This is a genomic window from Caldithrix sp. (genome assembly GCF_056497305.1).
Genome location: NZ_JBSMDE010000103.1, coordinates 21,388 through 34,840, shown reverse-complemented (window position 1 = coordinate 34,840; position 13,453 = coordinate 21,388). Strand labels below are relative to the sequence as shown.

Genomic DNA, 13,453 nt, shown 5'->3' with positions numbered 1-13,453 from the left:
TTTAGCGCTTTTGCCCCTGTAGGTGATTTAAATGTCTGACATCTATTTCGCTCTCTGGCCAAAAAGGCAAGGGGAGGAGAGTCTTCCTCCCCGACCGACATTGGGTCTTTCCCCAGATCGCGATTACCCAAATTAAAATTAGTAGGTAATTTTAAAGTTAAGAAAATAACTTCTGGGCGCACCGGGGAAAAATTCCTGCCCCTCGCCATGGACAAGGTACTTTTTATTCAGAACATTTGCAACGTGCAACTGCGCCGTCAGGTTTACGCCGCCCGTCAAATGAAACTGGTAGCGCAGATCAAAATTGAACAGGTCAAAAGCATCGACCTTGTTGTGCTCGTCCTGGTAATTATCGGTGTAAAAAGCAGACTGGTAGCGCCATTGCAGGGAAGCGTACCACTTACGCCAGTTATAGGTCAACCGACCATTGGCAATCACATCCGGAAAACCGGCAATGGTGTGGCCGCTCAGGTCTGTGGCCTGACCCGACCAATCGTACACCTTGTAGTCGAGCAATTTGTTTTCGCTCTTGGTGAAATTTAAGTGGAGTTTCCAGCGAGGCGTCAATTGTAATCGCGTACTGAACTCCACGCCCTGATGCCGTGTGCGGTCGGCATTCCCGGTAATGGGCTGACCAAACCGATCCAGCTGTCCGCTTTTAATAATCTCATTCTTAAAATTCATGTAGTAGTAATTCAGATTCAGTTGCAGATCATTGGCATGATAACCGATCCCGAATTCGATGTCGGTCAGCGCCTCGGGCTTGACCAGCGGCTTGTTAAAGTTGTAGGTGCCATCGGGATTCAGGGCAAACTGCGGAACCTTGTAGCCCCAGTCTTCCGGATAGCTGGATTCAGCGGCGTCGTACAGATTTTTTAGACGCGGTTCGCGCTGGGTGTACGACAGATTGGTGTAGGCATTAAGCCGCGAAGTCAGATTGTAATTTAATCCCAGGCGTGGATTTACAAAGTGGTAGGGAACGCTGAAATCGTTGCCCACATATTTTTCGTCGTACAGGCGGTATCTTTTGTAAGTGTACTGTAAATCGGACATGAGCATCAGCCGCGGCCTGATGCGCGACGTTTGGTGCAGATAAACGGATGCGATGTCTTTAGCCCCTTTGTACTGGTAATAACGCCGCGCGCCATCCCCAACCACATCGGCTGGCAAACCACTCCCTTTCTGTAAACGTCCCCAGTGCAGGGACCGATGAGCGCGCAATTCTGCGCCCAGCACAAATTCGCCTAATTGCGACTTAATGTACAACTGCGGGTACCAGCCCAGCTGGTCATTGTCCACATAGGCCCGTATCAGCGCGTCGGCCGGAATCTCCTGCACATCATAGCCATATTCCGGGGTCAGGCGGAAATATTCCGGGGTTCCCCAGCTGCCATCGTAATCAAAAAAGCCGTAGCCTTTAATGTAGAACAGCGTATTGTTCAGGGTTATCTTTTCGTTAAGCCGGTACTCATGCAAAATTTCAAAATGGGGTTGATTAAAATTTTCGATCTCATCTTTGCGTCGGAGGGAATAATAGATCGTTTTTCCATCATCAGCGTAATCCCACCAGTTAAAATTCATTTTTCGCAGTTTGGCATCTGAATTGTACTCTTTGGGAATACCAGTGTAAGTCAGGCCATCTTCAATGGGGCCGCCGTAAAACTGCAGGCGCAGGGTACTGTTTTGGGTGTAATAGGCAGCGCCTAAAAAGTAACTTTTAAAATCGATGTAAGCTAAATCCCGATAGCCATCGGTCTGAATGCGGGACAGTCGGGCGTAAAGCACAAAACGATCTTTTAACAGCCCGGAATTGTAAGCCAGAGAATAGCGCTTTGTGTTAAACGAACCGATGCCCACCGAGGCGGTCAGACTTCTTTGAACCGAAAAGTAGTTGGTCAAAATATTAATTGAGCCGCCGATGGCCGGAGGGCCGTAAAAGGCGCTTCCTGCCCCGCGCTGTACCTGAATATTTTCCACATTGCTCAGGAAGTCAGGAAAATCCACCCAGTACACATTGTGATCTTCAGGATCGTTCTGCGGCACGCCATTGATCATGACCGAAATTCTGCGTTGACCAAATCCGCGAATGCTCAAATAGCTGTAGCCCATGCCCGTTCCGCTTTCGGAATAAAAGGTGGTGGAAGGTAATTCCGAAAGCACTTCGGGAATGTCCTGGATGGTTCGTCGTGTGGCAATTTCCTGACGCTGCAGGGAACTGAAGGTAACCGGCGTAACGCGTTCAATGGCCCGTGTGGCAGTAATGGTAATTCTGGGCCCTTTTAACACATCCTGATCCAGTGAAATGGTGATTGAGGTGTCTGCTGTCAGCCGCTTCAGATGAATAGTCCGTTCACTGTAACCCATGTAAGTAACATGCAGGTCGTACTCCCCAGCCGGTAAAGCCGGTAGGCGGAAATAACCCTCCGGATCCGTTGTAGTTCCAATGGAAGTAGAAGGGATAAAAACATTAGCTCCGGCTAATCCCTGTCCATTGCTGGCGTCTATTACAATGCCGGAGATGACGTAGTTGTTTTGCGCAAACAACAAGTTTGCCAGAACCAAAACAAATAAAAGAGGGATTAAAACAGAACGCATGATATTCTCCTCTATCAAATGAAACATGTTTTCTTTTTACACAAATTCCTCATTCGCCCTACACCAGGGCTTTAGCTTATGCTCGTAACACGAGCTTCAGCTCGTTCCACCTCCTCCAACTTCCACCATCAACTCGTAACACAAGCTTTAGCTTGTGCCCAACAAAAAAAAGAGCCATTTCCCTCGCAGGAAATGGCTCTTCAAAATGTTGCTTAGCCGTTTCCTGCGCTGGTATTACCCAGATCAGGTTCAAGGGGTATGTTCTCAGCCTCTGACCACAACTCAGTCAGAAGCACCCCCACGGACTCGGGATATGTTATGTTCTTCGTATCTTAACTATTTAAATCAGGTCCCTTCCTGAATTTTTTTGATTTCTTCTAATCGCGATTCAATTTCCGACTCAATCTGTTGGATTTCCTCCTTAATTTTTTCTTTTGGCTCTCGCTCGCTTCCGGCTTCTCTGTTCTTTAGATGCTCTTCCAGCTCATTTTGAGTCAACCGGATCTGATTAATCAAATTTTTAATTTCATCCAGTAACACATTGAGCGTTTCGTGTTTTTTTAAGCCCTTGTAATCATTGGCCGCTAAATAAGGAAAAACCGTTTTGCCCAACAACTCATATTTCTTGCGTTTACTGATTTTTAACTGGTGCAATTCGAACTTTAAACGGGCGGTCTTTCCGTAATCCTGAGCGATCTCTTTCAGATTTTGTGCGTTGTTTTTCGCCGTGTCCAGGGTGTCTTCTATTGCCTTGCGAATTTTGGTTACTAAATCGGCCATAAAATCCTCGCTTTTTTCTTTTTATTGAATAATAAAATTGCCAAATTTTAAGTGAAAAATCAAATCTTTTGAATCATGCTTATTTTATGCCTATCTTTTGCCTAAAATTAATATTCAGGGAAACAGTCATGTCAAGCAGACGCACGGTTTTAATTGTGGATGATGAAGAATCCATCCTGCAGTCTTTACAGCGTATTTTTGAACTTTCCGGCGACTTCGAAGTGATCACAGCCCAGAATGTGGAAGAAGCCTGGAAGGCGATTAATAACACTCTGCCAGATCTGATCATTTCCGACATTGCCATGCCCGAAGTGAACGGCATTGAATTCTGCAAGATGATTCGCAACAATGAATTGACGCGCAACCTGCCATTTATCTTTCTAACGGCTAAAAGCGATCAGTTGCTGGAAGGAATCAAAGCCGGCGGCGACGACTTCATCCTCAAACCCTTTAATCTCGATGAAGTCATGGCTAAAATCGAAGCTATTTTCCGCAGAATCAAAAATACGCGCGAGCTGGTCGTTCAGCTTAAAGGAACCCTGGAAGATTACTCCTTGGACGACATTCTTCAACTTTGCCATGAAAAAAGCATTAGTGGGGCCATCATTCTGTACAATCAGGGAGAAACCGGAAAAATTATTCTGGAGAAGGGCGATATTGCCGAGGTCGTTTACTCCGATTTTTCGCCCACGCGCGCCCTGGACCATCTGCGCATGTGGAATCACGGCCTGTTTGTCATTCGGCCGGACGACATCGGGCTAAAACCGGAACTCATTAAGCGCAAATTGCCCAAAACCGTACAGCCCAAACTCAATGAATTGATTCCTGTCGTCGAGCAAAGCCTGTGGTGGGTTGGGCATCGCGATCTCGACCAGCATCTCCAGGTGAACAGCTTCGTACGTACGTTTGAATCAACCGAAAAGAAGATCAATATGCTGTTCTATCCTGGAGATGTGCGCTATTTTGAGCCACATCAGGAAAAGATCACCGCTTTGCTCAACAACCTATCCCAGGTTCACGTACTGGCTATTACCAGTGGCTCGCCGGAATTGCTGCTTAATTTCCAGAAATTTAATGAGGCCAACAAAAAGCTGATCTACCTGACCAGCCGACAAATTCTTTCCTACATGAAGCCGCTGGGCGTCAATCCCCGTTACGTTAAGCCAACAGACACTTTACAAAAAAACATCCTTAAACTGGCTACCGATCATACTCTGCAAATCATTAACGTGCCCTTTGCCCCGGATCAGGAATCATTTATGATTTATGATGTGCAGTCGCGTGTTCTGTTTTCCGGTATTTTGTTCAGCTCTCTTGTGGATTTTCCTCAGGCCGGCCGTCTTTACGCCCTGGAAGAGGATTGGGATGTGGTGCGTAAATTTCACCAGCCCCATATCCCATCAGGCAGCGTTTTAAAATACGCGGTCGATCAGATTAAAAAATTAACCCCTTCACCGCTGATCATTGCCCCGCAGTTTGGAATGATCTGGCGCGGCCTGACGGTCAATCTGTTTCTGGAACGCATGTACTATCTGGAAACGGGCATTGATCTGCTGCTCGATCAGAGCAGTTTTCAACAGGTTGACCGCGTACTCGAAGCTTGCAACCAACTCATTGTACAGGTACAGCAACTTTTCCCCTTTTCCTGGATCGAAGGTAAATTGCGTCAGGATCCCTTTTTGATGGCTAAATGTGAATTGGGCAATGAAAAGATCAATAAAATCTGGGGACAGCCGCAACACTTTTTTGAGCGTTTTCTGGCCGTTCTGCTCAGGGGAGAAGACGATCACATCGCCGGCCAAATTCAGGTGTTTGCCAAAAAAATCGCCCGTGAAAACGATTTAAGCGATGCGCTGCAGGAACCTTCGTACAACAACGGACTGGACGAATTCTTCCGCAATGTCTAAACGTCAGAACCTAAAAATCGCGCTCATTACCTCTTTCCCTCTGGATTTAACCACCGGCTCCGGAGTGGTGCGCATGATTTTAGGCTACAGCCAGGCCTTAAAAACGCTCGGACATCAGGTGACTCTCCTGCACCCGCAATTTAGTGCAGCTTCCTATTTAAACCTGGCTGTGCAACGTCTGACCTTCAACAAAACGCTGAAATTTGCGCCGCATGACTTTGATCTGATTGTGGGCAGCGACTTTGACGGCTTTGCCCTTAACCATTTAAATCAACCCAAATTTGTTCTCAATGCCGGCATTCTGGCCGACATCGTGCAATTTGAAAAAGGACAAACGGCACGAATCCTCGCTCATCTGGTGCAGAGAGAGGCCCAGAACGTACGCAGCGCCAGCCGCGTTGTCGTACCTTCGAACTACACCGCACAAAAAATCGTAGAATACTACCATGTACCCCGCGAAAGGATTTCGGTGATTCCACTGGGCATTGACCATGCCTACTGGAATGTCCTGGCTGAACATTGCCAGCCACAACTCAGAAATGGCATCCAGATACTCAGCGTGGCGCACCAATACCCCCGAAAAGGCATTGCCGATTTGCTACGCGCCTTTTACCATGTGGCCCAATCACAACCGCAAACCCGGTTGATCATCGTTGGCGGCGGTCCCCAACTTCCTGCAAACAAAACGCTGGCACAACAACTTGGCCTGGAATCGCAGGTTACCTTTGTGGGCGATCTGGCTGATCAACAACAATTGGCTTCTTATTACGCCCAGGCCGATATCTTTTGTTTACCCAGCTACCACGAAACGTTTGGACTGGTTTTTTTAGAGGCCATGTTTTTCAAATTACCGGTGGTCACGTACGCCAGCACCGCCATTCCAGAAGTGGTTAGCGAGGAATGCGGTTTTCTGTGCCCTCCGGGAAATGTTGCCTGCTTAACGGAAAAATTACTAACTTTGGTGCAGGCTCCGTACCTGAGAAAAAAGATGGGCCAGCAGGGCCATCTGCGCTCCATGCGCTTTAGCTGGCTGGCTTCGGCCAAAAAGTTAATTGACCTGTTGCCCGAAATTCAATAAAGGCTACTTTACCATGGAGAACGTTGTAAATTCGAACCCAGCGGCCCGGAACTGAGCCCCAGAGAACCTTAACCATTACTGCCCGGTTCAGGCGGCTGAGCAAAACCGGACGTTACAGCGCAAGACAGAAGAGGCCTGTCCTCCTGCTGCCGTCGAAAACGATGAGTAGTTGGACAGAAAAACAGGCTATCGCGTGCGGAGTAGCAGGCAAAATTTATTTGCCTGGCTTTCTTTTACCGTACATTGTTTTTTTTGTATTTTGATGGATGGCCGTGGGCCTGATTTTCAAGGAATATGAAATCGCATTAAACCGTTACAAGAAGTTGATTTAAACAAGCCCGGAAAGAACATGAAAAACGTAACAATTTCCAAAAAATTTGAGTTTTCGGCCAGTCACCGTTATTGGAAAGAGGACTGGTCAGCAGAGAAAAACAAAGAGGTCTTTGGCCTTTGTACCTCTCCCTATGGTCACGGCCACAACTACGAATTACACGTAACCGTCAGCGGCCCGGTCGATCCCAGGACGGGCATGATTATTAACCTTTCGACCTTAAAAGCCATTGCCGGTAAAATTGTGGAGCAATTCGACCACAAATTTTTAAATCTGGACACGCCTTATTTTAAAAATCGCATCCCGACCACAGAAAACATTGCCCTGGTCCTGTTCGATCTACTCGACGCGCAGATTCGCAAGGAAGCCGGCATTACGCTGGAACGCATTCGCCTTTACGAAAGACACGACCTTTACGTGGATGTGTGGCAGGGGGAGAAATGAGCCAGCGGAGCGTTTGCCTGACAAAAATCTATTCGTTTAGTGCGGCCCACCGCCTGCACATCCCGGAAGAGGATGAATCGTTCAATCAACAGATCTACGACAAGTGCAACAACCGCAACGGTCATGGACACGATTACTATCTGGAAGTTTCCCTGCGCGGTACGGTCGATCCCGACACAGGCATGATCATTCCCCTCCAGCAGCTGGATGCCGGTGTCCAACAAGTAATCGCTGCCCTGGACCATAAACATCTTGATCTGGAAATTGCCTATTTTAAAACGCACCGCAGCACCGGTGAGGAGATCATCCAGTATTTGTGGCAGGAACTGGAAAAATATTTAGGAAATCGATTATTCAGGATTAAATTGTGGGAGACAAACAACAACTATTTTGAACTGGAAAGGAAAGGTTAAAATGAAAAGCATGGAAGAGGCTGTACGACAAATCTTAATTGGCATCGGAGAAGATCCTGAGCGTCAGGGATTGAAAAACACCCCGTTTCGTGTGGCCAAGATGTACCGCGAAGTGACCAAGGGTTACCATGCCGATCCCCAAAAAATCATTAATAATGCCATTTTTGATGTTGATTACGATGAAATGGTGGTCGTGGCTAATATTGAATATTACAGCTTGTGTGAGCACCATTTATTGCCCTTTTACGGCGTAGTGCACGTGGGCTACATCCCCAAAGGTAAAGTGGTGGGCCTTAGCAAAATACCGCGCATTGTCGATATGTTTGCCCGACGCCTGCAAATTCAGGAGAAAATGACGCTGGAGATTGCCCACCTGCTCAACGACGCCCTGGAACCCGATGGGGTGGGCGTGGTGGTCGAAGGTCAGCACATGTGCATGATGATGCGCGGCGTTCAAAAGGACAAGGCTAAAATGATTACCTCGGCTATGCTGGGATCGTTTAAAGACGATGAAAAAACCCGCGCCGAATTTTTAAATTTGATCAGGAGCCCTCGTGTCGAATCGCCCTATTGATAACTGGATTGTGATTGCCGGCGCCAGTAAAGGGATTGGTCGCGCTACAGCCCTGCGTTTGTCTTCAGCGGGCCACAAGCTGATTCTCATCGCCAGAAATGAATCGCACCTTAGTGAACTGAGCCATTACATCCATCAGGCCGGCGTTCAGGCCGAGTGGTTCCGTGCCGATCTGACCAGCAGCAATGATCTGAATCAGTTCGGCGACTGGTTAAAATCCAAAAAGTTGGCCATCAAAGGCGCGGTGCTGAATGCCGGCCTGGCCAAAACGGGTCGGGCTCTGGAAATGCCGGTGGAAGACTGGCGTCAGATTCTGGAAAGCAATTTACTGGCTCACGTGGCATTTTTACAAACCGTAAAAGAGTCTTTTACCGATCAGGCGCGGATTATTTTCATCAATTCCATTGCCGGCAAAATGGTTTTTCCTGAATGGGGAGCCTATGCTGCTTCCAAATTTGCACTGCGTGCCCTGGCCGAAACCCTGCGCCAGGAACTGGCCCCACAAAAGATTAAAGTCACCTCGGTCTTCCCGGCGTCGGTCAATACCTCGCTGCACGACCGGTTAAATCTGGACTGGGATCGCCAACGCATGTTGCAACCAGAAGATGTGGCACGCTGTGTAGAATGGATTTTTACCGCCCCGCCCCACGTCAATCTCAATGAAATCAGTCTGGAACATGTGAACGGCCTATTTTAATTAAACATAGACAATTAAATCGAAACCTCCGGTAATAGCTGAACGTTGTGTAAAATTTGGCATTCAAATTACCCGATTCATCGGAGGGAGGAATCCTTCATTCCGGCAAACAATTCGCAAGCACAATGTAACTCGCCCTTACACCTGATAAGATTTCTCCGCTCTACGCGTCGCTTTCGTTCCGCAGATCGGTAGAAATGACAATTAGTGGGCCCTGTGCCAACTGTTATTTCGAATCCCTGCGTTAACGTAACTCGAGCTTTAGCTCGAGCCTTGTGTAATAGCGAAGAAAGTATCAAGCGCAGGCTCAAAGCCTGCGCCTACCGACTGACTGAATTCCCCCTCGCCCCACAAAGCGGGGAGAAGGGGTTTGGGGTGAGGGCTAATAAAGATTTCTCTTCTTCCCGTTGCTCGAAGATCCTCGCAATGACCCTAAAATTTTCATCTTGCAGAGTTCATTTAAACCTATTACCCTTTTCACGGTACGATCCTTACTCCCCGGCCATCTGTTGCAGAGGTAAAAATTATTTCCACTCTAAAAAAATATTTCCACATTTATTTGATCTGGAACACATATTTTCGTAATCTTTTCGTTACTATTAATAGTAACAGTTACTATTTACAGAAACGAGCGCTATGGACAAGCATTTACTTGAAGTCTGTGAATTCCTGGCCGGAACAGATGATCCGCGTACCATCTACAAATTTTTGGAGAGTCTGTTAACGCCAAAGGAGATGAAAACCCTCTCTTCCCGCTGGCAAATTGTCAAATTGCTGGACAAGGGCGTTCCGCAAAGAAAGATCGCCAAAGACCTGCATTTAAGTCTTTGCAAAATTACCCGAGGGTCAAAAGAGCTTAAAAAGCGGAATTCAATCCTTAAAAATGCCGTTAAGCAATTTCAATAAATGGAAGAACTTTTAACTTATTAAGGAGGATCAATGCAAGTAAAAGTCGTTTTACGTGATGATGAGATGCCGCGTCAGTGGTACAACCTGGCGCCGGATCTGCCCGTGCCTGTCCCCCCACCTTTGGGCCCGGATGGCAAACCCATCTCTCCGGACATGTTAGCTCCGGTATTTCCCATGAATTTAATCGAACAGGAAGTCAGTCAGGAACGCTGGATCGATATTCCGGAAGAAGTATTGGCCATTTTAAAACGCTGGCGTCCCACACCTTTGCATCGCGCCTATGCGCTGGAGAAATACCTGGACACACCCGCCAAGATTTACTACAAAAACGAAAGTGTCTCTCCGCCAGGAAGCCACAAACCCAACACGGCCGTGCCACAGGCCTGGTACAACAAGCAATTTGGCATCGAAAAACTGACCACAGAGACTGGCGCCGGGCAGTGGGGCAGTGCTTTGTCTTTTGCCGGCGCTCTGGTCGGGCTGGAAATTAAAGTGTACATGGTACGCATCAGTTTTGACCAAAAGCCCTTCCGCAAAATTATGATGGAAACCTGGGGCGGAAAATGCATCCCCAGTCCCAGTCCCCACACCAATGCTGGACGCAAAATTCTTGAAGAGCAGCCGGACACGCCGGGCAGTCTGGGCATCGCTATCAGCGAGGCCATTGAAGAAGCCGTTACCGATCCTTCGGGAAAAACGCGCTACTCTCTGGGCAGTGTGTTGAACCATGTCATGTTACACCAGACCATCATCGGACTTGAAGTCAAAAAACAGCTGGAAAAGCTCGGCGAGAAAAAAGTGGATGTGGTTATTGGATGCGCGGGCGGTGGCAGCAATTTTGCCGGTTTGTCGTTCCCCTTTGTTTATGATAAGATTAACGGAGCCCAGATCGATATCATTCCCGTTGAACCGGCTTCCTGTCCCACAATGACGCGTGCACCTTATGCCTATGATTTTGGTGACACCGCAGAAATGACGCCCTTACTGCCCATGCATTCCCTGGGCCACGCCTTTATTCCCCCGCCCATTCATGCCGGTGGATTGCGCTACCATGGTATGGCTCCTTTGGTGAGCGGGGCCATTAACGCCGGATTAATCACCCCGCGGGCGCTCCATCAGCTGGAATGCTATGAAGCTGCCGTTACCTTTGCCCGTACCGAAGGTATTATTGTCGCTCCGGAAACCAGCCATGCCGTGGCGGCCGCCATCCAGGAAGCTAAGAAAGCTAAAGAAGAAGGCAAAGAAAAAGTCATCCTCTTTAACCTGAGCGGCCATGGCTTAATGGATTTGAGCGGTTACCAAAAATACTTTGAAGGCGAATTACACGATTATGCTCTGCCGGATGAAGAGTTGCAAAAATCGATTAAAGTACTGGAAAATTTACCTAAACCATAATTGTTGTTAACGATTAAAGAACAAAGAATTTGCGGGGCGTTTTTGCTCCGCAAATCTTTTTCAGGAGACGTAAAATGGATTCAGAAAAAAGCAAATACGACAGATTAACACTGTATTGTCGCAAACTGGGGCATCAGGTTAAATTCGAATATTGTCGCCGCGAGAATTTCGGTAAATTTTGCTCAAAAGTGCGTGATTGCTGGTTTGAAACCATGGCAATCGACGACTACCTAACCACGTATTATTCCAGGGAAGAAATTGCCCATCTTTTTCAGCCGCCCAAATCTAAAATCGTCAGCATTTTTGAATTAATTCAAAAAGCCCAGGAACAAAAATAAAAGCCCCGAACATGCGGGGCTTGATCAATTTCTATTTTCCCATCTGTTTTAATATCTCTTCAATCTCATCCATAATGCGATCCATCTTTTTGAAAGCCTCTTCATAAGGCACTTTGGTTGTCATGTCTACGCCCACGCGTTTTAAAATGGGAATCGCATAATCAGAACTTCCGGCGCTCAAAAATTCCTTGACATATTTTTCTGCCATGGGTTGGCCCTCTTTTAAGATCTTTTCCGAAATGGCGGTCGAAGCGCTGAGCGAAGTGGCATATTGAAACACGTAAAAGTTGTAATAGAAATGGGGAATGTAAGCCCACTCAATTCCGTACAGATCTTCAATTTTCGTAACCGTATCGTGACCATAATATTTTTTCAAGATTTCGAGGTAGATTTGAGAAAGCCGCTCGCCGGTCAGAGCTTCGCCTTTTTCTACCAGCTCATGAACCTTCAATTCGAATTCAGCAAACTGTGTCTGACGAAAGAGGGTGGTGCGGAAGGTTTCCAGCTGATTGCCCAGAATCGAAAGGCGTTTTTTAGGATCTTTAATTTTTTTCAGAATATGATTGATCAACAGGGCCTCATTACAGGTGGAAGCCACCTCGGCCAGAAAGATCGGGTAATGGGCATTGATAAAATGCTGGTTTTTGTTGGAAAAATAGCTGTGCATGGTATGGCCGAGCTCATGGGCCAGGGTGCTCACATCGTCGTATTTCCCCATAAAATTCATCAAAATGTAGGGATGCACGTCATAAGCAGAGCCCGAAGAATAGGCCCCGGAACGTTTGCCCGTGTTGGGGAACATGTCAATCCAGCGCTCATGAAAGGCCTTTTGCAAAACAGCCTGATATTCCTCTCCCAGAGGCTGCAGGGCTTCCAGAATTTCATTCTCCGCTTCTTCCACCGTAAAAGAGAGATCGACTTTGGGCACCAATGGGGCGTACATATCGTAATAATGCAATTCATCTACACCCAGTAATTTTTTACGCAGGTTCAGGTAGCGGTGTAAGGTCGGCAAATGGTCGTGTACGCTCTCAATCAAGTTCATGTAAACCGAAGTGGGGATATTATTGGGGGTGAGAGCCGCTTCCAGACAGGAGTTATATTTACGAACTGTTTTGTAGAACAGATCCTTTTTTAATTCACTGTAAAGATCGGTACCAAACGTTCTTTCAAAATTTTTGTAGGCGCCGAAAAATTGCTCAAAAACCTTAATTCTCAAATCGCGGTTGTCATCGGCACGATACAAGGTGTAAGAAGCATCGTCGAGTTTGACCTTTTTGCCATCCGGCAGGGTGATTTCCGGACGGGGCATGTCGGCATTTTTAAACACCCCGTAAATGTCATAGGGCGAACTGCTCATCAATCCGGCATGAGCCACAATTTCTTCTTCTTCAGGCGAAAGGGTGTGGGGTTTCATGCGCTGAATATTGTCGATGTAATGGCGATACACGGACAGACCTTTGTTCTCGGCCAGGAATTTTTTAATCACGTCGGAAGGAATGGACAATATTTCGGGCTCAATAAAAGCCATGGCTGCCGACAATTTATTGCCCACCTGATCAATTTGCTGTCGCATGGCCATGGGTTCTGAGGCCCGTGTATCCTGATCCGAAAGTTGTGAGGCGTAAGCGTTTAATTTGTAATAACGTTTCAAAACATCAGTCATAAAGTCAAGGCATTTTAACAGCGTTTCAGAAGATTGGCCTAATTTGCCCTGGAAATTTTTGAACTTTGGAATTTCGGCTTCTACCGCTTCTTTCTCCTGTTCCCACTGGGCCTTACTGGCGAATAACTGGCTTAGATCCCATTTGTATTTTTCAGGGATTTGATCCCTGCTCTCGTATGTTTTCCCCTGCCCGCCTGCCATCAAATTTGAGCTCATCAGCATGAACAATGTCATTATGAATACTCCCCATTTTTTTAACATTTTTCGTCTCCTTTTTTTTGTGACTAAAAGCATTGAACAAGACAATTTAATAAAAAATTCTAATA

Annotated in this window: 12 protein-coding genes and 1 riboswitch; of the genes, 9 read left to right on the top strand and 3 right to left on the bottom strand. The window is 47.0% G+C overall.

What is annotated here, in order from left to right; all coding sequences use genetic code 11:
• Positions 1–138: 138 nt before the first annotated feature.
• Positions 139–2,595, bottom strand: a complete 2,457-nt coding sequence (locus tag ACWB0I_RS08925) for a TonB-dependent receptor (RefSeq protein WP_479387711.1) — start codon at positions 2,593–2,595, stop codon at positions 139–141.
• 203 nt (positions 2,596–2,798) lie between these two features.
• Positions 2,799–2,905, bottom strand: a riboswitch (TPP riboswitch).
• A 35-nt stretch (positions 2,906–2,940) separates the two neighbouring features.
• A complete protein-coding gene (locus ACWB0I_RS08920; protein ID WP_479387710.1) occupies positions 2,941–3,375 on the bottom strand; it encodes a hypothetical protein in 435 nt (144 codons plus the stop codon).
• A gap of 128 nt (positions 3,376–3,503) precedes the next feature.
• Here ACWB0I_RS08920 and ACWB0I_RS08915 point away from each other — a divergent pair, with 128 nt between their 5' ends.
• The 9 genes from ACWB0I_RS08915 to ACWB0I_RS08875 all read left to right on the top strand — a co-directional run bounded on the left by ACWB0I_RS08915 (position 3,504) and on the right by ACWB0I_RS08875 (position 11,461).
• Positions 3,504–5,282, top strand: coding sequence for a response regulator (locus tag ACWB0I_RS08915; RefSeq protein WP_479387709.1), 1,779 nt, complete (start codon positions 3,504–3,506; stop codon positions 5,280–5,282).
• Positions 5,275–6,360: a glycosyltransferase family 4 protein gene (locus ACWB0I_RS08910; RefSeq protein WP_479387708.1), complete on the top strand. Its 1,086-nt coding sequence runs from the start codon at positions 5,275–5,277 to the stop codon at positions 6,358–6,360. Before ACWB0I_RS08915 ends, ACWB0I_RS08910 begins: the two co-directional genes overlap by 8 nt.
• Positions 6,361–6,709: 349 nt before the next feature.
• Positions 6,710–7,135: a 6-pyruvoyl trahydropterin synthase family protein gene (locus tag ACWB0I_RS08905; RefSeq protein WP_479387707.1), complete on the top strand. Its 426-nt coding sequence runs from the start codon at positions 6,710–6,712 to the stop codon at positions 7,133–7,135.
• Positions 7,132–7,548, top strand: coding sequence for a 6-carboxytetrahydropterin synthase (locus tag ACWB0I_RS08900; RefSeq protein WP_479387706.1), 417 nt, complete (start codon positions 7,132–7,134; stop codon positions 7,546–7,548). The genes ACWB0I_RS08905 and ACWB0I_RS08900 overlap by 4 nt, the downstream gene beginning before the upstream one ends.
• Before the next feature lies 1 nt (position 7,549).
• Entirely contained in the window at positions 7,550–8,122 is a 573-nt protein-coding gene (folE, locus tag ACWB0I_RS08895; protein WP_479387705.1) for a GTP cyclohydrolase I FolE, read from the top strand.
• Positions 8,103–8,819, top strand: coding sequence for an SDR family oxidoreductase (locus tag ACWB0I_RS08890; RefSeq protein WP_479387704.1), 717 nt, complete (start codon positions 8,103–8,105; stop codon positions 8,817–8,819). The genes folE and ACWB0I_RS08890 overlap by 20 nt, the downstream gene beginning before the upstream one ends.
• Before the next feature lie 636 nt (positions 8,820–9,455).
• Positions 9,456–9,725, top strand: a complete 270-nt coding sequence (locus tag ACWB0I_RS08885) for a Trp family transcriptional regulator (RefSeq protein ID WP_479387703.1) — start codon at positions 9,456–9,458, stop codon at positions 9,723–9,725.
• Positions 9,726–9,758: 33 nt separating this feature from the next.
• Positions 9,759–11,123, top strand: coding sequence for a TrpB-like pyridoxal phosphate-dependent enzyme (locus tag ACWB0I_RS08880; RefSeq protein ID WP_479387702.1), 1,365 nt, complete (start codon positions 9,759–9,761; stop codon positions 11,121–11,123).
• Between the two features lie 74 nt (positions 11,124–11,197).
• Positions 11,198–11,461: a hypothetical protein gene (locus ACWB0I_RS08875; protein ID WP_479387701.1), complete on the top strand. Its 264-nt coding sequence runs from the start codon at positions 11,198–11,200 to the stop codon at positions 11,459–11,461.
• A gap of 31 nt (positions 11,462–11,492) precedes the next feature.
• On the opposite strand, the gene pepF is transcribed toward ACWB0I_RS08875, so the two are convergent.
• On the bottom strand, positions 11,493–13,361 hold the full coding sequence (gene pepF, locus ACWB0I_RS08870; protein ID WP_479387700.1) for an oligoendopeptidase F: 1,869 nt from the start codon (positions 13,359–13,361) through the stop codon (positions 11,493–11,495).
• Positions 13,362–13,453 lie beyond the last annotated feature (92 nt).

What these genes read in the sequence shown, in the direction of transcription:
- ACWB0I_RS08925 (WP_479387711.1), bottom strand. Translation starts at nt 2,595, where the DNA reads ATGCGTTCTGTTTTAATCCCTCTTTTATTTGTTTTGGTTCTGGCAAAC.
- ACWB0I_RS08920 (WP_479387710.1), bottom strand. Translation starts at nt 3,375, where the DNA reads ATGGCCGATTTAGTAACCAAAATTCGCAAGGCAATAGAAGACACCCTG.
- ACWB0I_RS08915 (WP_479387709.1), top strand. Translation starts at nt 3,504, where the DNA reads ATGTCAAGCAGACGCACGGTTTTAATTGTGGATGATGAAGAATCCATC.
- ACWB0I_RS08910 (WP_479387708.1), top strand. Translation starts at nt 5,275, where the DNA reads ATGTCTAAACGTCAGAACCTAAAAATCGCGCTCATTACCTCTTTCCCT.
- ACWB0I_RS08905 (WP_479387707.1), top strand. Translation starts at nt 6,710, where the DNA reads ATGAAAAACGTAACAATTTCCAAAAAATTTGAGTTTTCGGCCAGTCAC.
- ACWB0I_RS08900 (WP_479387706.1), top strand. Translation starts at nt 7,132, where the DNA reads ATGAGCCAGCGGAGCGTTTGCCTGACAAAAATCTATTCGTTTAGTGCG.
- folE (WP_479387705.1), top strand. Translation starts at nt 7,550, where the DNA reads ATGAAAAGCATGGAAGAGGCTGTACGACAAATCTTAATTGGCATCGGA.
- ACWB0I_RS08885 (WP_479387703.1), top strand. Translation starts at nt 9,456, where the DNA reads ATGGACAAGCATTTACTTGAAGTCTGTGAATTCCTGGCCGGAACAGAT.
- ACWB0I_RS08880 (WP_479387702.1), top strand. Translation starts at nt 9,759, where the DNA reads ATGCAAGTAAAAGTCGTTTTACGTGATGATGAGATGCCGCGTCAGTGG.
- ACWB0I_RS08875 (WP_479387701.1), top strand. Translation starts at nt 11,198, where the DNA reads ATGGATTCAGAAAAAAGCAAATACGACAGATTAACACTGTATTGTCGC.
- pepF (WP_479387700.1), bottom strand. Translation starts at nt 13,361, where the DNA reads ATGACATTGTTCATGCTGATGAGCTCAAATTTGATGGCAGGCGGGCAG.